This window comes from Streptomyces finlayi (genome assembly GCF_014216315.1).
GTDB lineage: Bacteria > Actinomycetota > Actinomycetes > Streptomycetales > Streptomycetaceae > Streptomyces > Streptomyces finlayi_A.
In genome coordinates, this window is record NZ_CP045702.1 from 5,420,073 (window position 1) to 5,443,578 (window position 23,506).

The following is a 23,506-nucleotide window of genomic DNA, read 5'->3' on the forward strand; positions in this document are numbered from 1 at the left end:
TCCAGAAAGGTTGTTGATGGAGACGCAGGAAGTCGGCGGCGACAGGCCCAGCAAGGGCCGGGTGGTCATGCTGGTCGATAACAAGGTCGAGGGCGACTCGCGGGTGCAGAAGGCCGCGGAGTCCATGGCCGCAGCCGGCTGGGACGTGACACTGCTCGGTCTCGTGCGCAGCGGCAAAGGGCGCAGTTGGAAGCTGGGCAACGCTGAGGTGCGGTTGCTGGCGCTGAAGACACCGCTGGCGAAGCGGCATGCCGAGCGCCACCGTTCGCTGCTGCGTCGTCCACTGGCGTATCCGCCCGGCCCTCTCGCTGCCTACCGCAGACAGTGGGCGAAGGCCTGGCGGGTAGATGTCACGACGCGTCGCGATGCACTCAAGGTGGCCCCGCAGGCGGTTGGCACGCCGATGTTCCGGAATGTGGAGGCTGCCCGTCTTGCGGTGGCCGGACCGGCTTCGAGGTTCATGCAGCGCTGGATCGACTACCGCTCACGGCAGTCCACAGAGATGCAGAAGGCCGGCCGTCGGCTCCAGGGGCCGTTGGACCGGGTGTTCACCGCGTCATGGAAGGCCGCCAAGGGGAAGCGGGCTTGGCGGAGGCTCGAACCGGCTCTGTGGGACTACGAGCTTACGTACGGTAAGGAGATCGAGGCCCTCAAGCCCGATCTGATCCATGCCAATGACTTCCGGATGCTCGGAGTCGGCGCCCGCGCCATGGTCCGCGCGAGGGCGGCGGGCCGTCAGGTCAAGCTGGTCTGGGATGCGCATGAGTTTCTGCCCGGCGTGCGTCCATGGGAGGACAACGCCCATTGGATTCCGGGCAATACGGCACACGAGAGCGAGTACGCTCCGTACGCTGACGCGGTCGTGACCGTCTCCGAGGGCCTTGCCGACCTGCTGCGTGAGCGCCACTCCTTGAACGATCAGCCCACGGTCGTGCTCAACGCACCCGACCGCCCCGGAGTGCCGCTCGACGAAGCCGAACCCGTTCCGAATCTGCGGGAGTTGTGCGGCATCGGTCCGGACGTTCCGCTGGTCGTCTACAGCGGTTCGCCCGGCCCTCAGCGTGGTCTCGGCGACATGGTGGAGGCGCTGCCACATCTGGACGGCGTGCACATGGCATTCGTCGTGCCCAACCCGGCCGCCGCTTACATAAAGGGCCTCCTCGCCAGGGCTGAGGAACTGGGAGCGGGCGACCGCCTGCATGCGGTGCCGTACGTACCGCATTGGCAGGTTGTGGCGTTCCTGTCCGCGGCGGATGCGGGCTGCATCCCGATCCACCACTGGCCCAACCACGAGATCGCTCTGATCACCAAGTTCTTCGAGTACTCGCACGCTCGGCTGCCACTGGTTGTCAGCGATGTGAAGACCATGTCCGAGGTCACCCTTTCGACCGGTCAGGGCGAGGTCTGCACAGCAGAGGACATTCCCGAGCTGGTCCGTGCGATCAAGCAGGTGCTCGCCGACCCGGAGCGGTACCGCGCCGCGTACGACAAGCCAGGACTGCTCGATACCTGGACCTGGGAGAGGCAGGCCGAGATTCTCGACGGGCTCTACACCACCCTGCTCTCCGACCTTGCAAAGGCGAAGGCGAGACTATGACGATCGTCCCTGACGTCAGCGTGGTGGTCGCCGTCTACAACACGATGCCCTACCTGACGGAGTGTCTGAACTCCCTCGTCGGGCAGAGCATCGGCCTGGACCGTCTCGAGGTCGTGGCGGTCGACGACGGTTCGACCGACGAGAGCAGCGCCGAGCTCGACCGGTTCGCCGAACGGTATCCCGGCACGGTCAAGGTCATCCACCAGGCCAACTCGGGCGGGCCCGCAGCGCCCAGCAACCGGGCACTGGATGTGGCCACCGGCCGCTTCGTGTACTTCGTAGGCTCTGACGACTACCTGGGCAAGGAAGCCCTGGAGCGAATGGTGTCCTACGCGGACGAGCACGGCTCGGACGTGGTGATCGGCAAGATGGTCGGAACCAACGGCCGTTACGTCCATCAGAAGCTGTACGCGAAGAATGATCCGGACATCAGTCTGTACGACTCGAGTCTGCCTTTCACGTTGGCGAACACCAAGCTCTTCCGCCGGGAGTTGGTCGAGAAGCATCACCTGCGTTTTCCTGAGGATCTGCCGGTCGGCAGCGACCAGCCATTCACGATCGAGGCGTGTGTCAGGGCCGGCAAGATCTCGGTCCTCTCGGACTACACGTTCTATTACGCGGTGAAGCGCGGCGACGCCAGCAACATCACGTACCGGGCCAATCACCTCGCCCGCCTTCGCTGCACGGCCGCGATCATGAAGCATGTGGCCTCTCTTGTCGATGCCGGCCCGCAGCGGGACGCCTTGTTCAAGCGGCACTTCACCTGGGAGCTCGCCAAGCTCGTCCAGGACGACTTCCCAGCGCTGGAACCGGAGACCCGCCGCGAGGTCTGCGCCGGTGTCGCCGCGCTCGCCGACGAATACCTGAGTGACGCTCTGCGGGACTCTCTGGACGTCAAGCGCCGGGTGCGGATCTGCCTGGCGCAGGCGGGTGCCGTAGACGAGCTGATCCGGGCGATCACCGAGGAGGCGGAGAACGGTGCGCCGTCCTTCCACCTCGAGGACGGCCGGGCCTTCGCCCGCTACCCGGGCTTCCGCGATCAGGCACTTGGCCTCTCGGACCGCTGTTACGAACTGGTCGGCGAGGCGGTGCCCGGACGGCTGGCGAAGGGGACGGAGCTGGTCAGCGCGGAGTGGGACCAGACCGGCGATGACCTGCGCCTGGACCTGACGGTACGGATCGGAGTCGTGGGTGACACCGGCTCCGCCGCCGTGCGTCTCATGACGGGTGCCATGCCCAAGAGCGCGGACAAGCCCGGGGCACGCCGACTGCCCCCGGGAAACGGGCTTCCCGCGCTGGAGAGCGAGTTCACTCGCCGCGTCACCGAGGACGGGCAGGCGACTCTGCTGCGTGGCCGCATCCCGATTCAGCCCGTCAAGTCGAAGCGAGGCGTCCGCGTCTACGCCGACGTGGCAGGCTCGACGTATGAGATTCCCGTGCGGACCGACGGGCTGCCGATGCCGCTGGCACGCCGGTGGGGGCAGACCAACCCGTACCGCGTCTCGGCAAGCCCGAATACCAAGGGTCGGCTCGTGATCACCACGGCTCCGCTGTGGGAGAGCAAGCGCGGCGCGGTTCCGCGGCTGCGTCGCATGCTGTCCAGGCTGCTGAAGAGGAAGTAACCCGATGAACATCTGTGTAGTCGCGCTCGGCAAGATCGGTCTTCCGCTCGCCGTGCAGTTCGCCGCCAAGGGCCACAAGGTCATCGGCGCGGACGTCAACGAGAAGGTCGTCGAGCTGGTCAACGCGGCCACCGAGCCGTTCCCCGGCGAGTACGACCTCGACGTCAAGCTCAAGGAGACGGTGGCCGCGGGCCTGCTGTCCGCGACGACGGACACGACGGCCGCGGTCGCCGCGTCCGACGCCGTCGTGGTCGTCGTACCGCTCTTCGTGGACGCCGAGGGCACCCCGGACTTCGGCTGGATGGACTCGGCGACGAAGGCCATCGCCGCGGGCCTGAAGCCCGGCACCCTCGTCTCGTACGAGACCACCCTGCCGGTCGGTACGACCCGTACGCGCTGGGCGCCGATGCTCGCCGAGGGCTCCGGCCTCACCCCGGGCGAGGACTTCCACCTGGTCTTCTCCCCGGAGCGGGTGCTCACCGGCCGCGTCTTCGCGGACCTGCGCCGCTACCCGAAGCTCGTCGGCGGCATCGACGAGGCCTCGGCGCAGCGCGGTGTCGAGTTCTACGAGGCCGTCCTCGACTTCGACGACCGCGAGGACCTGCCGCGCCCGAACGGCGTCTGGGACCTGGGTACGGCGGAGGCGTCGGAGCTGGCGAAGCTCGCCGAGACGACCTACCGCGACGTCAACATCGGTCTGGCCAACCAGTTCGCCCGGTTCGCCGCCAAGACCGGCATCGACATCAAGAAGGTCATCGAAGCCTGCAACAGCCAGCCGTACAGCCACATCCACCAGCCGGGCATCGCCGTCGGCGGCCACTGCATCCCGATCTACCCGCGGATGTACCTGTGGAACGACCCGGAGGCGACCGTCGTGCGCTCGGCCCGCGAGGCCAACGCCGCGATGCCTGAGTACGCGGTGGACCTGCTGGCCGCCGCCTACGGCGACCTGGAGAGCGCCGGGGTGCTGGTGCTCGGTGCCGCCTACCGCGGCGGCGTCAAGGAGACCGCGTTCTCCGGCGTCTTCGGCGTCGTCGAGGCGCTGAAGGCGCGCGGCGCCATGCCGTTCGTCTCGGACCCGATGTACACCCCCGAGGAACTCACCGCGCACGGGCTCGTCCCGCACGAGGGCCAGGCCGTCACCGCGGTCATCCTCCAGGCGGACCACGCCGAGTACCGCGAACTGGCCGCCGCGGACCTCCCGGATGTCCGCGTCCTGGTCGACGGGCGGCGGACGACTGACCCGGCGAACTGGGAGGGCGTCCGCCGCGTCGTCATCGGCGGCTGATCACCTTCAGCTATGCACACGGGGCTCTGACCGGCAGTGATCGGTTGGAGCCCTGTGTGTGTCCGGCTGCAATCGCGTCAGACAGTGGTCCGCTCGGCACGGCCCGACGCCTCGCGTGCCTCCCGCTCCAACCGTGCGCGCAGCCAGCGCTGCGACGGACGTTCCACCAGCCGGTGCAGCAGCCAGGCCGCCATCAGAATGGCCGCGGTGGTCACCAGGAGCGTGGGCCAGGCCCCCAGGGGTCCGTACAGGTTCCGGATCAACGCCCATCCCAGCTCTTCGTGCAGCAGGTAGAGCGGGTAGACGAGCGCGCCAAGGGTGGCGAATCCGGTCCAGCGGATCCTGTCGAGCTTGTGGAGAGCGACGGCCAGGACGAGCAGGTAGAAGACTGTCACCAGCGTCAGCGCGATGTAGGGCTGCCGGTCCATGCCTTTGTCCTGGCGCAGCGTGTCGGCATGCTGGACCAGGTCGCTCTGCATGACCAGCCAGCTTGCGGCGAGCAGGCCCCACAGTTTGAGGTCTGGGCCGAATCGGTATATCAGGTACATTGCGATGCCGCCGACGAAGAGAGCTGTGTTGAGCGGCTGGGCGAAGATCCCGAGAAGCGGGACTTGGTTGTTGTCCTGCTGGATCAGCACGCTGCTCAGCAGCCAGAGCCAGCAGAACACGCTGACACGGTGGTAGTCGAGCCCCTTCCAGATCACCAGAAGGAAGATCAGGTAGAACGTGAGCTCAGCCCACAGCGTCCAGTACGCACCCACCAGATGCTGAGCGGACAGCGGTACTTGGAGCATCGTCAGATTCGTCAATGACTCGCTGATGCTGGGACCGGTCCGTGATCCGTCCGGCAGCACCCGCCACACCACGAAAGCGGCGACAGCCGAGAACCAGTACGCGGGGAACAGTCTGAGGAACCGGGCCCTTGCGAATTGGCCGGGCGTGCGGTCCCAAGCGGACAGGCAGATAACGAAGCCGCTGATCAGGAAGAAGAGCTGGACACCATAGGAACCGTAGGAGGTCACCGGGAAGAGCCAGGGGAACAACTCCTTGGGATTCACCCCCCAGTTGGCCTTCGTTGCCGCGTCCACCCCGGTGAAGTGAAAGGCGAGCACGGCCATCGCGGCGACGATCCGCAGCGCGTCCAGGGCATGCAACCGTGGCGCCGGGGCCGGGCGGGCGCTCAATTCAGGGGTTGTTGCGGCGCTCGTCGGTTGGTTGGACGCCAGAACCTCGGTCTGTGGCATGTCGGCCTCGTTCGGCTTGCACTGGGCACCGTTGGCCGGTGCTGTCACGGTCATCCTAAGGAGCGTGTGTCCAGTCCATGACCGGGTGCCCGCCGCGAGCCGGTCGGCTTCGCCGGGGTGGCTCACTCCGCCATGATTGGGGGAGAGACGGCTGACCGTTCGGGCAGGTTCGGTGACCGGCGGGGAAGTGAGGCCGTCGAGACGGACGACCCGGCGGAAGGCGAGCATCAATGCCTTGGCGGCGGAGGAGGCGGCAGCGCTTCACCGACCGGCCTTGTGGCGCCGGCCGGCGCACACCACTCGGCTGCGTATGCCTGAGTGAGACGACGGGGTACGCATCCGAGGGTGTGCCGAGCTTCCGCAGCCGATGTCAGCGCGTCAGCCCTGGTGCGGGAGTCCTGGATGCGGTGGGCGCCATGCCGAGAACTCTCTCCGCCAGAACCGGCTTCTTGATGTGTACCAGCCGGGCGGTTGCCCAGCGCGTGAGGCCGACGAGCCGTTCGTCGGAGGGGCGAGGTGTCAGTACATTGAAGCTCTTCAGCGGGATCTAGCGAGGAACCCCGGGCCTTCAGGCCCGGGAGGAATCGCTTCTCAAGATTGCTCTGACCCGCAGGTCACGACGGACGCTTCTGCTGCTCGATGTACTCCTTGATGACGGACAGCGGTGTTCCGCCACAGCTCGCCGCGAAGTATGAGGGCGACCAGAAGTGCGCGCCCCACAGGTAGCGGCGGATGTGGTCCGGGTACTCCTGGCGAAGCCTGCGGGCGGACACGCCCTTGAGGGAGCCCACCAGCTTGGAGATGGAAACTTTGGGCGGATAGTGCACGAGAAGGTGCACGTGGTCGCGTTCGCCGTTGAACTCGACCAGCTCCGTTTCGAAGTCGGCGCAGACGGACCGCATGACCTCCTCGCAGCGGCGAAGGATCTCGTCGGTGAAGGGTCCGCGCCGGTACTTCGGTGTGAAGACCAAATGAGCATGGAGAGTGTGGACAACCGTTCGACCCCTGTGAATATTGGGGTTTGGTTCCCAGCGTGGTGACATAGGTCAATTGTAGTACGATGCTCCGCATGAAGATCGTCGTGCAGGTCAAGCTGATGCCGGATGCCGTACAGGCGCCGGCCATCGGTGCGACCCTGCGCACGGTCAACGACCGCGCCACCTGGGTATCGGGTGTCGCGTTCGCACACGGTGTACCGCGTGAGTACGAACTGCGCAAGCACACCTACGCCGAGCTGAAAGCCTCCGGTCTCGGAGCGCAGGCCGCCCAGCACACGATCAAGAAGGTCCGCGACGCCTACACCACGCTGAAGGCGAACATCCGGGCCGGGAACCTGGGCAAGCCAGGGTCGAAGCGGCGCGTCAAGGCGGAGTCGAAGCCCATCGCGTTCCGGCCGGATGCGGCGCACCCGTACGACGACCGGTGCCTGTCCTGGCAGTACGACGCACAGACGGTGTCGATCTGGAGCGCAGTCGGACGGTTGAAGGATGTCCGCTTCGCCTGCTCCCCGGATGCGCTCAAGACGCTCCGCGAGTACCGCAAGGGCGAGTCGGATCTGATCGAACGCGACGGAGTGTTCTACCTGATCGCGGTATGCGAGGTTCCCGCAGCCTCGGTCAATGAGAACCCGGCCGGGTTCATCGGCGTGGACCTGGGCATCGTCAACATTGCCACCACCTCCACCGGCTACCGAGCCGCCGGGCGCGGCCTCAATCGACACCGAAAGCGGCAGATCGAACTCCGCCGCAAGCTCCAGGCCAAGGGCACCCAGTCAGCCAAGCGCCGGTTGAAGCACCGCAGCCGCAAAGAGGCACGGCACGCCGCGAACATCAACCACATCATCTCGAAGAAGATCGTCACCACCGCTGAACGCACCGGACGCGGTATCGCCCTGGAAGACCTCACGGGCATCCGCGAGCGGGTACGGCTCCGCGAGGACCAGCGGGCACAACTGCACTCGTGGAGCTTCCACCAGCTCGGCTCCTTCCTTGAGTACAAGGCACGCCGGGCCGGGGTGCCGCTGGTGTACGTCGATCCGGCGTACACCAGCCAGCGATGCTCCCAGTGCGGACACACCGACCGGAAGAACCGAGTCGATCAAGCGACGTTTGCGTGCAGGGCCTGCGGGTTCCTCGTCAACGCGGACGACAATGCGTCCCACAACATCGACCGCAAGGGCAAAGCTGTGTGGACTGCGGGGCGTGAGTCACGCGTCCCTGCCACCCCATAGGGGTGTCTGGACGGAGGAGACAACCCCGCAGCCAGTTGGGCTCTACCTCCAAGCCCGGCCCTTCAGGGCCGGGTCAAGTTGACAGTGCCTGGCCGACTCGCTCGGTGAGAACGCCGTCCCTCTCGTCGTGCAGCGCGCCCGTCTGCGGGCACTCCCAGGCACCCGGCTCGGCCGCGTGCTCGACGAGCTTCACCCCGGTCCGGCCCACCCAGCCGATCCGACGGGCCGGGACACCCACGACCAGACCGAAGTCCGGTACGTCCTTGGTGACCACGGCGCCCGCAGCGACCATGGCCCAGCGCCCAATCCGTACCGGTGCGACACAGACGGAACGCGCGCCGAGGGAAGCACCCTCCGCGACCTTCACGCCGACGGCCTCCCAGTCCCCGCCGCGCTTCTGCTTGCCCTCGGGGTCCACGGAGCGCGGGTTGTGGTCATTGGTGAGCACCACGGCCGGGCCGATGAAGACCCCGTCGCCGAGCTCGGCCGGCTCGTACACGAGGGCGTAGTTCTGGATCTTGACGTTGTCGCCGATCTGCACACCGGTGCCTACGTAGGCACCGCGGCTGACCACACAGCCCTCGCCGAGCCGTGCACCTTCACGGATCTGCGCGAGCTCCCAGACACTGCTGCCGTCGCCGATCTCGGCACTTTCGTCGACCTGGGCGGTGGGCTGGACTCTGTAGTTCACGTGGTGCGCCTTCCAAAGAGCGGACTTGCCGCAGAGTTTACGATCCTGGCCAGGCGGGCCGCCCACACCACCCCTGGCTCCGGCTCGTTGAGAGCGAGCGGCCATTGGAAGGTCCCGGCGGCGAAGACGAGTGCCCTCTCGCCGTTCTCGCGCAGGCCGGTGTCTGGGTTCGGCGCCGCGACCCATGACGTTTTCGTGATCGGTTGCGTAGAGAACAACCATGATCACGAAGGCCTGCGGGCTTCTTGCGTCCGGGGCGCCCACCCTGGAGCAGCACGTTCCGGCGGCGCAGCAGCGGTGCTCATCGCGGCCGGCATCGATACCGCGCGTGCAGCACTGGCAGGTGGTGCGGAGCTGGTTGAGCAGGTGCGGACGTCCTTGGCGGTGAGCTTGGCGAGCTTCTTCCGTCCGAGGCCGGGGATGAGGTAGAGGTGGGCGACGGCGGTGTAGCGGGCGACTGCCCGCACGCCAGCGGGGGTGAACCTCTGCGGATCCAGTTGTCCGAGGCCGCGGCACCGTCCTACACTGCCGGCGTGGCCGCTGCATTCGACTACGAGGACATGCACCACCTGGTGGACCGGCTCTCCCCGACCCAGGTGCGACGTCTGCGCCTGCTCGTCACCCAGGATGAGGAACTGTCCCAGGTTGCCCAGTCGCTGTCGGTAGTCGACGCGAACGAGGACGAGGAGTCGGTCCCGGCCGGGCTGCTGGCCCTGATCGGCAGCGTGAATGGCCCAGAGGATCTGGCTGAACGGCACGACGACTACATCCGCGAGCGGATGCGCGAGCGCTTCGGCGACTTGGCGTGATTGCCACGGTCCTGGACACCGGACCCCTGGCTGCGGCGTTCAACGCGGCCGACCGGCGTCACCCGGAGTGCGCCTGATTGAGGCGACTGCTGCGGGCCCGTGCGCGCTCCGGCCTCGCGGCGCCGCCGCCCGCTCCTGTCTCCGCCCAGCTTGGCGGCAGCCCCGCCGGTCCGGGCGCCCAACGCCGGTCGGCAGAGACCGTTGTGGGGCTCTGCCGCAGGCCCTGGCCCTCTCCCTGAGGGGAGGAGGCCGAGTGCGGGTGCGGCTCCGATAGGTGGTCGGGGCGCGGGAGGGCCTCGCCGCCCGGTCGCCGGAGGCGTACCAGGACCCCCGGGGGAACCCTGGTCCAGCGAAGCTGCCCGACCGGCGAGGCCCCCTTCCGCGCAGGCCTCGATCCTGCCCGGCCCGGATGCGTTAGGCCGCGCTGACCAGTTCCCGCTTGGGTGTGAGCTCGAACCAGAGGAGCTTGCCGCTCCGGCCGAAGAGGTCGTCGCCGAGTGGGTATCCGCCCCAGTTGTCGGCGCACTCTTGTACGAGAAGTAGTCCGCGCCCGCCCTCGGCGGTGTCGGCGGCGGGGGAGAGGGCCGACAGGAGCGTCAGCGCCCCGGGTGGTCTGTCGAACGGGGCCGGGATCAGGGGGTTGGTGTCCCACACGCTGACCCGTAGGCCGCCGTCCTCCGTGTGGCGCAGCCGAAGTGTCGACTGGCCGCCCGAGTGTCGGTAGGCGTTGGTGACCAGCTCGCATGCCAACAGCTCGGCGGTGTCGCGCAGTTCTGTCGGTCCGTGGAGCTCGAGTACGGCCCGCAGTATCGTGCGCGCCACCCTTGGTGCGCGGGGGTCGTGTGGGAGTTGGAGTACGTACGACCAGGGTGTCTGCGGCGATACGGTGTCCACGGAAGTCCCCTGCGGGGAGGTGGAGTTGGATCACTCGGCGGCGGGGCCGTGCGGTGGCAGTGTCGCGATGAGCGGTGCGCTTCCGGCTGAAGGGCCGGGCCGGTCGAGTGGCTGTGGGACACACCGTAGAGCGGATATTGATATACCTGCCAATGAATCATGGGGATTCATCTCAATTTCCCACGTGTGGGTGACGCGCCACGGACGTGCGTACGTAGAACGGAGAGTCGTGCCCCCAAGTGCTGCCCCAACCCTCAGGCAACAGCGGCTTGGCGTTGAGCTGCGAAAGCTGCGTGAGTACGCAGGTCTGACGTCGACTGCCGCCGCTTCGCTCCTGGGCGTGAACCAAGCCCGTGTCAGCAGCATCGAAGCGGGGCGCTATGCGGTGAGTGCCGAACGTGTGCGTGCCTTCGCGCGCAGCTACGACTGCGCCGACGAGTCGCTGGTGGAGGCGCTCTGCGCGATGACCGGCGGACGTACGCGGGGGTGGTGGGACGAGTATCGCGAGCACCTTCCGGCCGCTCTGGTCGACCTCGCCGAACTTGAGCACCACGCGGTGGGCCTGCGGGTGAGCCTCGTCATCCACATTCCGGCGCTGCTTCAGACCGTCGACCATGCGCGAGCGCTCTTCCAGGATGTGGCTCCGCCCCTGCTGCCCTACGAGGTGGAGCACCGTCTTTCGCACCGCATCAAGCGGCAGGGGATCCTGCACGGAGACCGGCCGGTCCGCTACACCGCGCTGATCCACGAGGCTGCGCTACGCATGGGTGTCGGGGGCGCTGATATCGCGCGGTCCCAATTGCGGAACGTCCTCGATATGGGCGAGCGCGAACACATCACCGTTCGGGTGGTCTGTTTCGGGAGTGGCTTCGTCGGCACCGGCCAGTCCGTCGACTATCTGGCCGGGCCGGTTCCCCAGCTCGACACCGTGCAACTGGATACCCATCACGGCTGTGAATTCCTCGACGCGAGGTCTCAGCTCGACAAGTACCGCTCGGTCCTCGACCGGACGGAAGCCGCAGCCCTTACGCCGGCTGAGTCGCGAGACTTCATCCACCGGCTTGCCCGGGAACTCTGAGAAGGAGAGCGAAGTGTCTGACTACCAGTGGCGGAAGTCCTCGTACAGCGGCGACGCCTCGAACTGCGTCTGCCTGGCCGCAGCCCCCGACGGAACCGTCCGCCTCCGCGACAGCAAGGCCCCCGCGACCCTCGTCGCCACGACGCCCCAGGCCCTGCGTCGCTTCCTGGATGCCATGGTCGCGGGGTCCTTCGAAGGCGCCGGGCCTGCCTGAATGCTTGCCGCCGCACGGACGTATACAACGGGTACCATACGTTCATGGGACTCAAGCGAACGACGGTCTACGCCGACGCGGAAGACCTCGCCATAATCAAGGAAGCGGCAGGGCGCGAAGGCATCGCGGAGGCGGAGATCATCCGCGAAGCCATTCACTTGGCCGCGCTGTCCAAGCGGACATGGGATGCGCCGCTGGCCTTTCCCACGTTCCGGAGCGGCGATCCGAAGGGCGCTGAGCGCGCTGGGGCGGAGTTCGACCGGATCTGGGACGAGAAGGCGCGGGCCTATGAGGAGACGAAGGGGCGGCCCCGTACGTGATCGTCATCGTGGCGGACACGTCGGCGTTGCTGGCCTCCGTGGACGAGAGTCACCCCGACATGGAAGCGAGCAGGGGGGTCCTTGAGCGAGCCGGCCTCATCGTCCTCTCGCCGCTGGTCCTGGCTGAAGCGGACCAACTTCTGCGCCGGATCGGCGGCGCGACTGTGCGGGACGGTTTTCTGGACGGCCTGGTCGAGGAGGAGCGGCGTGCCAGGGTTCAGTTTCCGCAGGTCACCGGGGGCATGCTCGGCACAGCCCGGGGTGTCATGCGTCGATATGCCGCGCTCGACCTCGACCTGGCGGACGCTGTCAACGTCGTACTTGCTTCGGAATTTCGTACGAACGCGGTGCTGACCTTTGACCGACGGGACTTTCGGAGTGTCCGGCCGCTCACCGCGCACAAGGCTTTCAGGGTCCTGCCGGATGATCTGTAGCCACCCGGTTTGACCCCCCGCACCCCGCCCCGTAGCCTTGACCCTCGGCGTGTTTACCTGCGCCTACCCCTGAGCACTTCCCTCCTGGCCTCGGCGTTCGCGTCGGCTGCCGTGGAGAGGCCGCTCATCCTTCCGGATCGTCGTGGGCTTCGGCCTGTGCGAGCGGCTGGCATCAGGGGATCCGTTCCGAGCGAAAGAGAGATCCGCGTGTACGCCATCGTGCGCAGCGGTGGTCGCCAGCACAAGGTTGCTGTCGGCGACATCGTTGAGGTTGACAAGATTCCCACCGCCAAGGTCGGCGACACCGTAGAGCTCTCTACGCTGCTCGTGGTCGACGGCGACGCCGTCACCAGCGACCCCTGGGTGCTTGCCGGGATCAAGGTTCAGGCCGAGATCGTGGACCACCACAAGGGCGAGAAGATCGACATTCTTCGCTACAAGAACAAGACCGGCTACCGCCGTCGCCAGGGTCACCGCCAGCAGTACACGGCGATCAAGGTCACCGGTATCCCCGCGGCTGCGAAGTAAGGGACTGAGGAGACATGGCACATAAGAAGGGCGCATCGTCCACTCGGAACGGGCGCGATTCCAATGCTCAGCGGCTCGGCGTGAAGCGCTTCGGCGGTCAGGCCGTCAACGCCGGTGAGATCCTGGTCCGCCAGCGCGGTACCCACTTCCACCCGGGCACGGGCGTCGGCCGTGGCGGCGACGACACGCTGTTCGCGCTGACCGCGGGTGCGGTGGAGTTCGGTACGCACCGTGGCCGCAAGGTCGTGAACATCGTTCCGCTCGCCGTCTGATTTCCGGCGCGCGCAGAACGACACAGCACCTTCCGAGGGCGGATCTCAGCTTTCCCGGGGTTTTCGGGGAAGCGGGTCCGCCCTCGGCGTGTTACGTACAGAGACATTCCCGTATTTACCTGGAGGCACCAACCATGACCACCTTCGTGGACCGCGTCGAGCTGCATGCCGCCGCAGGTAACGGAGGCCACGGCGTCGCCTCCGTCCACCGTGAGAAGTTCAAGCCGCTCGGAGGCCCCGACGGGGGCAACGGCGGCCGTGGCGGCGACGTGATCCTCGTCGTCGATCAGTCCGTCACCACCCTGCTGGACTATCACCACCACCCTCACCGCAAGGCCACCAACGGCCAGCCCGGCGCGGGTGACAACCGTTCGGGCAAGGACGGCCAGGACCTCGTGCTGCCCGTCCCGGACGGCACCGTCGTCCTCGACAAGGAGGGCAACGTCCTCGCCGACCTGATCGGCCAGGGAACCACCTTCGTCGCCGGCCAGGGCGGCCGTGGCGGCCTCGGCAACGCCGCGCTGGCCTCCGCCCGCCGCAAGGCCCCGGGCTTCGCACTGCTGGGCGAGGCGGGTGTGAGCCGGGACATCGTCCTGGAGCTCAAGACCGTCGCGGACGTCGCACTCGTGGGTTACCCGAGCGCCGGCAAGTCCTCGCTGATCTCGGTGCTCTCGGCCGCCAAGCCGAAGATCGCGGACTACCCGTTCACGACCCTCGTCCCGAACCTGGGTGTCGTCACCGCCGGAGCGACCGTCTACACCATCGCGGACGTCCCCGGCCTCATCCCCGGCGCCAGCCAGGGCAAGGGTCTCGGTCTCGAGTTCCTGCGTCACGTCGAGCGCTGCTCGGTGCTGGTGCACGTCCTGGACACCGCGACGCTGGAGTCGGACCGTGACCCGCTCTCCGACCTCGACATGATCGAGGAGGAGCTGCGGCTGTACGGCGGTCTTGAGGACCGGCCGCGCATCGTCGCCCTGAACAAGGTCGACATCCCGGACGGCCAGGACCTCGCCGACATGATCCGTCCCGACCTGGAGGCCCGCGGATACCGCGTCTTCGAGGTCTCGGCGATCGCGCACAAGGGCCTGAACGAGCTGTCGTACGCCCTCGGCGGGATCATCTCCGAGGCGCGCGCCGCCAAGCCGGCCCAGGAGTCGACCCGCGTGGTCATCCGTCCGAAGGCCGTCGACGATTCAGGCTTCACCGTCAAGCTCGACGACGAGGGCATCTACCGGGTGCGCGGCGAGAAGCCCGAGCGCTGGATTCAGCAGACCGACTTCAACAACGACGAGGCCGTTGGCTACCTCGCCGACCGGCTCAGCCGCCTCGGCGTCGAGGACGCGCTGCGGAAGGCGGGTGCCCACGCCGGTGACGCCGTGGCCATCGGCTCCGCGGAGAACTCGGTTGTCTTCGACTGGGAGCCGTCCATGATGGCCGGCGCCGAGATGCTGGGCCGTCGTGGCGAGGACCACCGTCTCGAGGCGCCGCGGCCTGCCGCGCAGCGCCGCCGGGACCGTGAGGGTGAGCGTGACGACCCGCAGCGCGAGTACGACGAGTTCGATCCCTTCTAAGCGAAGCGATCTGCTTGGCGAAGAGAGCTGCGTGAGGCCCGCCGCGCACCGTCGAAAGCGGTGCGCGGCGGGCCTCACGCACACCACACCGAGGCCGAATTTCCCGTGTCGGAACGGACGCTCACCGTCACGCTCACCGCAATTGCCTGGTGGCGACCGGTGTTGGGCGCCAAAGCTGTGCGGATTGGGTAACACGTCTGTGGAGTCGGTCACTGCCCGTACACCCCCGGCAGAGGCCAACCTCCCTGGCCAGGCGGTGAACTACGGGTTTCCGGAGGGCATGCACCGGTCGACGTCCGCCTTGCGGGACGGTCACGGAGAGTGCGACCATCACACTGTTCCCTCGTCATCGCAAGGTAGGTCGTTTGTGTCTGTGCCGCACCACGCCAAGCCCCGGACCGCTGCTGTCGTACTCGCCGGTGGTACCGGTCAGCGCGTCGGACTGTCGATCCCCAAGCAGCTGCTGAAGATCGCCGGCAAGGCAGTCATCGAGCACACGCTGACCATCTTCCAGAACGCCGAGGGCATCGACGATGTCATCGTGCTGATGGCGCCCGGCTTCGTGCCCGACGTCGAGGCGATCGTCGCCAAGGCCGGACTGACCAAGGTCGTCAAGGTCATCGAGGGTGGCAGCACCCGGAACGAGACCACCCAGCGTGCCATCGCGGCCCTCGGCGAGGGCCTGGCCGAGGGCGAGGACCGCAACGTCCTCTTCCACGACGCGGTCCGCCCCCTCCTGTCGCAGCGCGTCATCAAGGACTGTGTCGACGCCCTCGACCGCTACCAGGCCGTCGATGTCGCCATCCCGTCCGCGGACACGATCATCGTGACCCGCACGCACGGCGGTGACGGCGAGTTCATCACCGACGTCCCGGACAGGTCCCGGCTGCGCCGCGGCCAGACCCCGCAGGCGTTCAAGCTGTCGACGATCCGCAAGGCGTACAGGATCGCGGCGGGAGACCCCAACTTCCAGGCCACCGACGACTGTTCGGTGGTCCTGCGGTACCTCCCCGACGTGCCGATCTACGTGGTCGCGGGCGACGAGTACAACATGAAGGTGACCCAGCCGGTCGACGTCTTCATCACCGACAAGCTCTTCCAGCTGGCCTCCACCGCCGCTCCCCGCCAGGCCGACGAGGCCGCCTACCGTGAGCTGCTCGCCGGCAGGACGCTGGTCGTCTTCGGCGGCTCGTACGGCATCGGCGCCGACATCGCGAGGCTGGCCGAGCAGTACGGCGCGAGCGTCTACGCGCTGGGCCGCTCCACCACCGGTACGCACGTCGAGAACCCGGAGCACGTCGACGACGCGCTGTCCAAGGCGTACGCGGAGACCGGGCGCATCGACTACGTCATCAACACGGCGGGCGTGCTGCGCATCGGCAAGCTGGCGGAGACCGACACCGCCACGATCCAGGAAGCGCTGAACGTCAACTACCTGGCGCCGGTCCAGATCGCCCGTGCCTCGTACAAGTACCTGGCGGAGACCAAGGGCCAGCTGCTGCTCTACACCTCCAGCAGCTACACGCGCGGCCGCGCCGAGTACAGCCTCTACTCCTCCACCAAGGCGGCCATGGTGAACCTCACCCAGGCGCTCGCCGACGAGTGGGCGGGCGACGGCATCCGGGTGAACTGCGTCAATCCGGAGCGCACGGCGACCCCGATGCGCACCAAGGCGTTCGGCCAGGAGCCGGAGGGCTCGCTGCTCTCCTCGGAGGCCGTGGCCCGTACCTCGCTGGACGTGCTGCTCTCCGCGATGACGGGTCACGTCATCGACGTCCGGCAACAGGACCCGACCAGCGACGTCTCGGAATCCTCCGGGTTCGAGCAGGCCCTGGCCTCCGTGCTCGACCGTCAGGAAGATGTGTAATAATTCTTGACAAATGTTTTTTCGGGCCTCTGTGATCGCATTCCGCGAACGCAGAGGCCCGAATGCGTGAAGCCCCGTCTTCACATTTCCCTCAATACGTGAATCAAACCGGCACCCCTCCTGGAGCAGGTTCTTCGTGATTTCGACAGCCATCCGCCTGGCCCGTGTGGGCAGCCGGTCAGAACTGTTCGCGGCCGTACTGATGATGCTGGGATATCCCCTCATCATGCTTGCCGCGCTTCTGCCCAATATCTGGTTCTTCGCGGCGGCCACGGCTGTCACGTATGTCGCGGACTGGTATCTCCATCAGAGCGGCAGCTATCTCGTCAACCGGCTCGGCAAGGTGCGGGCGGGGCTCTCTATCCGCTTCCTGCTCCGCCAGCTGATGGTCATCCTGTTGCTGGCCCGGCTGGATCTCGCTGCGGAGCCGCTCTTCTTCGCGACGGTCGCCTGCTTCCTGCTCTTCTACGGCCTGCAGGCCCCGCACGGCGCGATGACGACCCTGCTCCGGATGCGCCGCACCATGCCGGTCGTCACCCGCAACGTGGATCTGCACGCCGTGCGCATCCCCGACGCACCGCCGCGTGTGCTGCTGCACCGCTCCGCCGAGAAGATGCTCCACCTCGACATCCCCGCGGTGGTCGGCATCCTGGTCGCCGCCGGGACCGGAGTGAACGCCATCGGCTATGCCGGTGCCGCGCTCACCCTGCTGCTGGCGCTCCTGTTCAACGCGCTGGTCGTCCAGTATCTGCGCCGCGGCCGGCTGGTCCCGCCGGCCGGCGCGGTGCTCAAGGCCGTGGACGGCTGGCTGCGCGAGTACCAGCCGACCGTCGTCCTCTACTTCTCCGGCTCCAACGAGTCTGCGTACCAGGGCAACATGTGGCTCGACACCATGGCGAAGGTCGACGGCCGGCCGCTGATCATCATGCGTGAGCGCGCTCTCGTGCCGCAGCTCGCCGAGACCTCGGTGCCGGTGCTCTGCGTGCCGGCGGGTACGCACCTGATGAACCTGGACCTCTCCAGCGTCCGGGTCTGCCTCTACCCCGCCAACGTCGGCAAGAACATCCACATGCTGCGGGTCCCCACGATGAAGCACGTGTTCATCGGGCACGGCGACAGCGACAAGCTCGCCAGCGTCAACCCGTACTCCAAGGCGTACGACGAGGTGTGGACGGCCGGCCGTGCGGGCCGCGACCGCTACGCACTGGCCGACGTCGGCGTCCGTGACGAGGACATCGTCGAGGTCGGACGGCCGCAGCTCGCGCCGATCACGACCTGGACCGGCACCGCGAAGAACCCCATCCCGACCGTGCTGTACGCCCCCACCTGGGAGGGCTGGGACGACAACCCGGGCAACACCTCCATGCTGCTCGCGGGCGAGAACATCGTGCGCCGCCTGCTGAGCGCCGAGAAGCCGGTGCGGGTCATCTACAAGCCGCACCCCTTCACCGGCATCCGCAACCCCAGGGCGAAGGCCGTCAACGCACGGATCCGCAGCCTGCTGAACAAGGCGAACGCCGAGCGTGCGGCCGAGCCGCGCTGGGCCGAGGAGGCCGCCGCCTCCCTCGCGGGGCAGGACGCGGCGAAGGGCGAGTTGGCCAGGATCGAGGCGGCGCTCGCCGGGCTGGCGACGCCCGGCCGCGCCGGTGGCGACGACGCCGAGGAGTCGCGCGTCTCGCTCGCCGACCCCTCCCGTCAGGAGCGTGCCGAGGCCCTGCGTGCCGAGTGGAACGACGCCTACTGGCGTTCCTTCGGCTGGTGGGAGCACCAGACGGTGACCGGCCCGCAGCCCAAGCTGTACGACTGCTTCAACGAGTCCGACGCCATGGTCTCGGACATCTCCAGCGTGGTGTCCGACTTCATCGCCAGCGGCAAGCCGTACGCGGTCACCGACTCGGCGGAGCTGGGCGTGGAGGAGTTCAAGCGGCAGAACACCGCCGTACGGGCGGCGGTCATCCTCTCCAACAGTGCCGAGGAGATCGGTGAGCTGCTGGACGCGGTCGCGGACAGTGCGGCCGACCCGCTGGCCAAGGCCAGGCACGAGCTGAAGAGCTATCTGCTCGGCCCGGACGAACCGACCTCCATGGAGCAGTTCAACGCCGCTGTGCGCGCACTCGCGGCCAAGGCCGAGGCGCGCAACGCCGGGGTCAGACAGCGAATCGGGGAGCAGGACGTGGCAGCGGTTCCCGACCCGGAGGACACGTCAAGCGGCGCGGGTGACGGCGAGGAGCAGGTCGTCGCCGAGGCCGTGGCCGCGGCCGACGCCGAGATCGGCACCGGATCCTCGGTGGTCGGCTGACCGTCCCCGAGTGATCAAGGTCGTCGCGACGGCCAGGCAACCAATCGGTCGGCCCGTACATCTCTCCAGGAGAGGGATGTACGGGCCGATCTGCGTGTTGACACGCAAAAGGTAGATTAGATCAGCATTCTGTCTCATTTGTGATGAGAATCAACGAGATGGGTACTGCCGAGATGGTCATGGACGCCAACGAGACCGATACCCGCGGCTCCGGTGCCGCCGAACCCGGTGCCGTCGAACCCGACGTCAGCATCGTCATCGGGGCCTACGAGGCCATGCCGTACCTGATCCGCTGCCTGGAGTCCGTCGAGGGGCAGACGCTGCCCGCCGGGCGTATGGAGATCGTCGCGGTCGACGACGGCTCCACGGACGGCACGGGGGAGTATCTGGACGCCTTCGCCGCCCGTACCGCGATCCCGACGCGGGTCATCCACCAGGCCAACTCCGGCGGGCCCAGCGGGCCGCGCAACACCGGTCTCTCTCTGGCCCGCGGGCGGTACGTCTTCTTCCTCGACGCCGACGACTACTTCGGTCCCGAAGCGCTGGAGCGGATGGTCGCGATGGGTGACCGCGCCGGTACGGACGTGATCCTCGGCAAGGTCGTCGGCGTCAACAGGGGGGCGGCCAAGTCGATGTGGAAGGAGACGGTCGAACGCGTCGACCTGTACCACTCCAACGTCAAGTTCACCCTGAGCGCCCAGAAGCTCTTCCGGCGCGAGCTGCTCCAGCGGCTCGGGATGTCCTTCGACGAGAAGCTCAGGACCGGCGAGGACGCGCTCTTCACCATGGAGGCGTATCTGCGGGGCAACGGCGTCTCCGTCGTGGCGGACCACACCTGCTACTACCTCGTGGGCCGGGACGACGGCAAGCACGTGACCAAGAGCGGCAGCTACGTACTGCGGTTCGATTCGGCGCGGGCACTGATGCGGCTGATCGCCACCCACGTGCCTCCGGGGCCGCGTCGGGACTCCCTCATGGTCCGCCCGTTCGTCATCACGTTGCTGCCACAGTTCGGACCCAATCTGCTGAAGCAGTCGAAGGCCGTCCGCGAGAAGAAGATGGCGCTGGCGGCGCCCCTCCTCGCGGCGTACTGGACGCCGGGACTGGCACGCGGACTGAAGGCGAACGAACGGCTCAGGCTCACCTGTGTCGCGATGGGCCGGCTCGATCTGCTCCTCGACGTCCTGCGGTTCATGAAGGCCAAGAGCGAGCCCGCGCTGGTCCACGAAGACCGTCCCTCCCGGCTGTACCTCGCGTATCCGCACTTCAGGGACGGCTCGGGTCTGCCCGACTCGGCGTACGAGGTGACCGTCACCGAGTGGATCGGCGGACGGCGGATCGAGGCGCCGGAACCAAAGCCATACCTCTCCTTCGCCCGCCGCGTGGTGCGCAAGATCCGCCGGACAGCCCTCCGGACGCTCCGGGCGCCACGGTCGCAGAGGGGGCGCGCGGGTGCGCGCACCAGGGCGTGAGCGGGTCGAAGCGCCCTCTGCGCGGAGGGGGTTGTGACGGGCGTCACTCCACCCTGTTGGGCAACCATGAGACCTTGGTGAGAGTCTCATTCACGCCCCGTCTTCCTGGGGTTCACGTCTGAAAGTCCCCCCGGAAAGGCCCTCTCGCCGTGGCGTCCCGACCTGTCGAAACCATTCCCGAAGAGCTCAGCCGTCTCATGAAGTACTTTCCCGAGACACCGGTCGAGGAGCGCACCGCCTTCCACGCAGCCGCGAAGGACTTCCTGGCGCGGGCCGCGCCCAAGCTGGTCAGGCAGTTCTCGCCGATGGCCCGGGTCAAGTGGCACCTGGCGGCCAGCGGACGCGGCGACGAGCTGATGGACGTCCTCCACTACGAGCGCGAGAACCCCGGCGTCTTCGCCGTCAGGGGCCTGCGGCGGGCCCGCATCGAGCTGCCCGGAGTCGAAAGCTCCTCGCTGCCCCCCACGGTGCGCAACTTCACCCGCAGCGAGCTTCCCGTACACGGCAAGCTGACCGACCTGGCCTGGCAGGACGGACGCCTGGTCGTCCGCGGCTACGCCTACATCCCGAACGTCCCCTCGGCGACCGGCAAGCGCTCGCTGCGCGTCGCCGTGCTGCGCCGGCAGGGCAGCCGGAGCACCATCCCGCTGCGGATGCGCACCGTCCTGGAGCCCAGGGCGACGGCGGAGGCCAAGGGGGCTCTGCACTGCTACGACTGGTCGGGCTTCGAGCTCGCCATCGACCCGTCGCGGCTGCGGACCCGCGGTCAGTGGCAGGCGGGCACCTGGCGGCTCGGGATCGGCATCCCGCGCCCCGGAGGCATGTCCGTCGGCAGCATCCTGAAGAGCAACAGCGGAGCCGCGGGCCACAGCCAGGTGCACGTGCTGGACGACGGCGTACGCCTCGTCGCCGGTTACGACCGCAACCGGCTGAAGCTCACCGTGGACGTCGTGCCCGCCGAGGTCGAGTCGCAGGAGACGGACGACAACGGCCTCACCGTGACGATCCGCTCGCGCGGTACGGCCGCAGCCTCGGGGAAGATCCCGACCGCGCTGCGCATCGACCACGAGGGCACCGAGTTCTCCATCGACCTCCCGCTGGAGGCCGGTTCCATCGGCGCCGACGGCTGGCACCGCCACACCGCGCGCCTGCCCTTCGGCGATCTGCCCGTCGCGGGCGTCGTCCCCGGCAAGGCCCGGAAATACCGCGCGCGGATCGTCTTCGCGGACGGCACGATGCGCCGCGCCACGATCGGCCAGTCCCTGCGCACCGGTGTGCGGCAGCTGCCGGGCACCCTCGAATTCGCCGTGCTCACCGACGGCGCGGGCAACTTCACCCCGCAGCTCCGCACGGCCCAGCCCGTCGTCGACACGACCGAATGGTCCGAGAACGGCGAGCTGACGCTGTCCGGTACGTACGCGGGCCCGGCCGAGAAGATGAAGTTCGTCCTGCGGCACAGCGGCCGCAACGAGGACAAGCCGTTGCCCGCCGAGTTCGAGAACGGGCGCTTCACGGCCCGCCTCACACCCGACGCCATGCCCACGTACGACGGGACGCTCCCGCTCCGGGCCGGCCGCTGGCTCCCCTTCCTGCGCGCCCGGGACGAGTGGAACCACCGGCACGACATCCCCGTGACGATCCGCCCCGACCTGGTCTCCCTACTGCCCTCGGCCCACGATGGCGCCCGCCGGACGTACACGCTGGAGCGGCTGGACCACGACCGGATCTTCCTGGAGTCGGGCCCCGCCCTGGAACCCGAGCTGCGCGGCGCGTACCGCCAGCGGCTCATGCGTGACGTGTACACCCCCGAGCAGCGCAAGCTGCCGCTGCGCGAGGCCGTGCTCTACAACAGCTTCGGCGGCAAGCAGTTCTCCGACTCGCCCCGCGCCGTCTACGAGGAGCTCGTACGCCGAGGCACCGAGGTCGAGCACATCGCGATGGTCCACGACGAGCAGGTCGTGCTGCCGCCGGGCGTCCGCGGAGTGCTGTGGGGCAGCAAGGAGTGGTACGAGGCCCTGGCCCGCAGCCGCTACATCGTCACCAACGGCGGCATCCGCGAGTGGTTCGTCCGCCGTGAGGGCCAGGTCGTCGTCCAGACCTGGCACGGCACGCCCCTCAAGCGCATCGGCGCCGACCTGCTCGGCACCCCGCAGGCCAACCTCGCCTACATCTCCAGCCTGCCGCAGCGTTCGCGCCAGTACAGCCTGTTCATCACGCCGAACTCCTTCACGACGCCGATCATGACCAACTCCTTCCGCCTCCAGTGCGAGGTCCTGGAGGCCGGTTATCCGCGCAACGACGTCTTCCACGCCCCGGACCGGGTCAAGCGCGCGGCGGCCGTACGGGAGAAGCTCGGCGTCCCCGCGGGCAAGAAGGTCGTCCTGTACGCGCCGACCTGGCGCGACGACCAGCGGTACGGCGGCCGGCGCTTCAAGCTCGACAACCAGATCGACGTCACCGCCGCCCAGGAACAGCTGGGCGACGACCACGTGCTGCTCTACCGCAAGCACCACAAGGTCCTCGACAGCATCCCCGGCGCGGGCCAGGGCTTCGTCTGGGACGTCACGTACTACCCGGACATCGCCGACCTCTACCTGATCGCGGACGTGCTGATCACGGACTACTCCTCCGTGCTCTTCGACTTCGCCCACTCGGGCCGGCCGATGCTGTTCTTCACGTACGACCTGGAGCACTACCGGGACACCCTGCGCGGCTTCTACTTCGACTTCACGTCGCGCGCCCCGGGACCGCTGATCAAGACGTCCGGTGAACTCGTCGACGCCATCCGCGGCATCGACGCGGTGACGGAGGAGTACAAGGAGAAGTACGCCCAGTTCAGGGTGGACTTCTGCGAGCCCTCCGACGGTCTGGCCTCGGCGCGGGTCGTCGACCGGATGCTGACCGTCAACAACGACTGACGCCGTCCGGGCCGGCCGCGCCGCGCCTCCCACCATCCGTCCGCGGCGTGTCCACCGGACGGAACGGGAAGGCGCCGGGCGCGGCCGCTCGCGTACTGTGCTGCTCGGACGGCCCCCGCAAGCCCGGGCCGCAGGAGCCCTTGACGGCCCCTCAGCGG

20 protein-coding genes are annotated in these 23,506 nt (G+C 67.9%); 16 read left to right on the forward strand and 4 right to left on the reverse strand.

Translation table 11 applies throughout. The features are described from left to right. Positions 1-16: 16 nt before the first annotated feature. From F0344_RS24905 to F0344_RS24915, 3 genes are read left to right on the forward strand one after another with little or no spacing between them, the layout of a single operon-like run. On the forward strand, positions 17-1,597 hold the full coding sequence (locus F0344_RS24905) for a glycosyltransferase family 4 protein (protein ID WP_258050100.1): 1,581 nt from the start codon (positions 17-19) through the stop codon (positions 1,595-1,597). Next, entirely contained in the window at positions 1,594-3,219 is a 1,626-nt protein-coding gene (locus F0344_RS24910) for a glycosyltransferase family 2 protein (RefSeq protein WP_185300896.1), read from the forward strand. Before F0344_RS24905 ends, F0344_RS24910 begins: the two co-directional genes overlap by 4 nt. Positions 3,220-3,223: 4 nt before the next feature. After that, positions 3,224-4,507 carry a nucleotide sugar dehydrogenase gene (locus F0344_RS24915; RefSeq protein ID WP_185300897.1) on the forward strand — a complete coding sequence of 428 codons (1,284 nt, stop codon included), beginning with the start codon at positions 3,224-3,226 and terminating at the stop codon, positions 4,505-4,507. Positions 4,508-4,584: 77 nt separating this feature from the next. Here F0344_RS24915 and F0344_RS24920 read toward each other — a convergent pair whose 3' ends face one another. After that, positions 4,585-5,805, reverse strand: coding sequence for an acyltransferase family protein (locus tag F0344_RS24920; protein WP_258050101.1), 1,221 nt, complete (start codon positions 5,803-5,805; stop codon positions 4,585-4,587). Positions 5,806-6,365: 560 nt separating this feature from the next. Next, positions 6,366-6,794 (reverse strand): IS200/IS605 family transposase, encoded by a 429-nt coding sequence (tnpA, locus tag F0344_RS24925; protein WP_185297066.1) that lies wholly within the window; start codon positions 6,792-6,794, stop codon positions 6,366-6,368. A 26-nt stretch (positions 6,795-6,820) separates the two neighbouring features. Here tnpA and F0344_RS24930 point away from each other — a divergent pair, with 26 nt between their 5' ends. Beyond that, a complete protein-coding gene (locus F0344_RS24930) occupies positions 6,821-7,981 on the forward strand; it encodes an RNA-guided endonuclease InsQ/TnpB family protein (protein WP_185297065.1) in 1,161 nt (386 codons plus the stop codon). Positions 7,982-8,054: 73 nt separating this feature from the next. On the opposite strand, the gene F0344_RS24935 is transcribed toward F0344_RS24930, so the two are convergent. Next, positions 8,055-8,672 carry an acyltransferase gene (locus F0344_RS24935; RefSeq protein WP_185300898.1) on the reverse strand — a complete coding sequence of 206 codons (618 nt, stop codon included), beginning with the start codon at positions 8,670-8,672 and terminating at the stop codon, positions 8,055-8,057. Positions 8,673-9,205: 533 nt separating this feature from the next. On the opposite strand from F0344_RS24935, the gene F0344_RS24940 reads away from it, so the two are divergent. After that, the gene (locus F0344_RS24940) at positions 9,206-9,481 is read left to right on the forward strand and encodes a hypothetical protein (protein ID WP_258050102.1); all 276 of its coding nucleotides are present in this window, start codon (positions 9,206-9,208) and stop codon (positions 9,479-9,481) included. 414 nt (positions 9,482-9,895) lie between these two features. On the opposite strand, the gene F0344_RS24945 is transcribed toward F0344_RS24940, so the two are convergent. Next, positions 9,896-10,375 carry an ATP-binding protein gene (locus tag F0344_RS24945; protein ID WP_185300899.1) on the reverse strand — a complete coding sequence of 160 codons (480 nt, stop codon included), beginning with the start codon at positions 10,373-10,375 and terminating at the stop codon, positions 9,896-9,898. 229 nt (positions 10,376-10,604) lie between these two features. Here F0344_RS24945 and F0344_RS24950 point away from each other — a divergent pair, with 229 nt between their 5' ends. From F0344_RS24950 to F0344_RS25000, 11 genes are all read left to right on the forward strand, one after another. Continuing rightward, a complete protein-coding gene (locus F0344_RS24950; RefSeq protein WP_185300900.1) occupies positions 10,605-11,453 on the forward strand; it encodes a helix-turn-helix domain-containing protein in 849 nt (282 codons plus the stop codon). A gap of 13 nt (positions 11,454-11,466) precedes the next feature. Further along, positions 11,467-11,667 carry a DUF397 domain-containing protein gene (locus F0344_RS24955; protein ID WP_185300901.1) on the forward strand — a complete coding sequence of 67 codons (201 nt, stop codon included), beginning with the start codon at positions 11,467-11,469 and terminating at the stop codon, positions 11,665-11,667. A gap of 44 nt (positions 11,668-11,711) precedes the next feature. Then, positions 11,712-11,987 carry a ribbon-helix-helix domain-containing protein gene (locus F0344_RS35190; protein WP_219732151.1) on the forward strand — a complete coding sequence of 92 codons (276 nt, stop codon included), beginning with the start codon at positions 11,712-11,714 and terminating at the stop codon, positions 11,985-11,987. After that, positions 11,984-12,421 carry a PIN domain-containing protein gene (locus F0344_RS24965; RefSeq protein ID WP_185300902.1) on the forward strand — a complete coding sequence of 146 codons (438 nt, stop codon included), beginning with the start codon at positions 11,984-11,986 and terminating at the stop codon, positions 12,419-12,421. The genes F0344_RS35190 and F0344_RS24965 overlap by 4 nt, the downstream gene beginning before the upstream one ends. 207 nt (positions 12,422-12,628) lie before the next feature. Next, positions 12,629-12,949, forward strand: coding sequence for a 50S ribosomal protein L21 (gene rplU, locus F0344_RS24970; protein ID WP_185300903.1), 321 nt, complete (start codon positions 12,629-12,631; stop codon positions 12,947-12,949). Between the two features lie 14 nt (positions 12,950-12,963). Further along, positions 12,964-13,221, forward strand: coding sequence for a 50S ribosomal protein L27 (rpmA, locus tag F0344_RS24975; RefSeq protein ID WP_015608479.1), 258 nt, complete (start codon positions 12,964-12,966; stop codon positions 13,219-13,221). A gap of 134 nt (positions 13,222-13,355) precedes the next feature. Further along, complete coding sequence (gene obgE / locus F0344_RS24980; RefSeq protein WP_185300904.1) at positions 13,356-14,792, forward strand: GTPase ObgE; 1,437 nt, start codon at positions 13,356-13,358, stop codon at positions 14,790-14,792. A gap of 367 nt (positions 14,793-15,159) precedes the next feature. Beyond that, entirely contained in the window at positions 15,160-16,659 is a 1,500-nt protein-coding gene (locus F0344_RS24985) for a bifunctional cytidylyltransferase/SDR family oxidoreductase (RefSeq protein WP_185300905.1), read from the forward strand. A gap of 136 nt (positions 16,660-16,795) precedes the next feature. After that, positions 16,796-18,958, forward strand: coding sequence for a hypothetical protein (locus tag F0344_RS24990; protein WP_185300906.1), 2,163 nt, complete (start codon positions 16,796-16,798; stop codon positions 18,956-18,958). Positions 18,959-19,137: 179 nt separating this feature from the next. After that, positions 19,138-20,430 carry a glycosyltransferase family 2 protein gene (locus F0344_RS24995; protein WP_185302880.1) on the forward strand — a complete coding sequence of 431 codons (1,293 nt, stop codon included), beginning with the start codon at positions 19,138-19,140 and terminating at the stop codon, positions 20,428-20,430. 197 nt (positions 20,431-20,627) lie between these two features. Further along, positions 20,628-23,348 carry a CDP-glycerol glycerophosphotransferase family protein gene (locus F0344_RS25000; RefSeq protein ID WP_185300907.1) on the forward strand — a complete coding sequence of 907 codons (2,721 nt, stop codon included), beginning with the start codon at positions 20,628-20,630 and terminating at the stop codon, positions 23,346-23,348. Positions 23,349-23,506 lie beyond the last annotated feature (158 nt).

Coding starts and splice junctions, on each gene's coding strand:
- F0344_RS24905 (WP_258050100.1), top strand. CDS start 17: ATGGAGACGCAGGAAGTCGGCGGCGACAGGCCCAGCAAGGGCCGGGTG.
- F0344_RS24910 (WP_185300896.1), top strand. CDS start 1,594: ATGACGATCGTCCCTGACGTCAGCGTGGTGGTCGCCGTCTACAACACG.
- F0344_RS24915 (WP_185300897.1), top strand. CDS start 3,224: ATGAACATCTGTGTAGTCGCGCTCGGCAAGATCGGTCTTCCGCTCGCC.
- F0344_RS24920 (WP_258050101.1), bottom strand. CDS start 5,805: ATGACCGTGACAGCACCGGCCAACGGTGCCCAGTGCAAGCCGAACGAG.
- tnpA (WP_185297066.1), bottom strand. CDS start 6,794: ATGTCACCACGCTGGGAACCAAACCCCAATATTCACAGGGGTCGAACG.
- F0344_RS24930 (WP_185297065.1), top strand. CDS start 6,821: ATGAAGATCGTCGTGCAGGTCAAGCTGATGCCGGATGCCGTACAGGCG.
- F0344_RS35190 (WP_219732151.1), top strand. CDS start 11,712: ATGGGACTCAAGCGAACGACGGTCTACGCCGACGCGGAAGACCTCGCC.
- rpmA (WP_015608479.1), top strand. CDS start 12,964: ATGGCACATAAGAAGGGCGCATCGTCCACTCGGAACGGGCGCGATTCC.
- obgE (WP_185300904.1), top strand. CDS start 13,356: ATGACCACCTTCGTGGACCGCGTCGAGCTGCATGCCGCCGCAGGTAAC.
- F0344_RS24995 (WP_185302880.1), top strand. CDS start 19,138: ATGGACGCCAACGAGACCGATACCCGCGGCTCCGGTGCCGCCGAACCC.
- F0344_RS25000 (WP_185300907.1), top strand. CDS start 20,628: ATGAAGTACTTTCCCGAGACACCGGTCGAGGAGCGCACCGCCTTCCAC.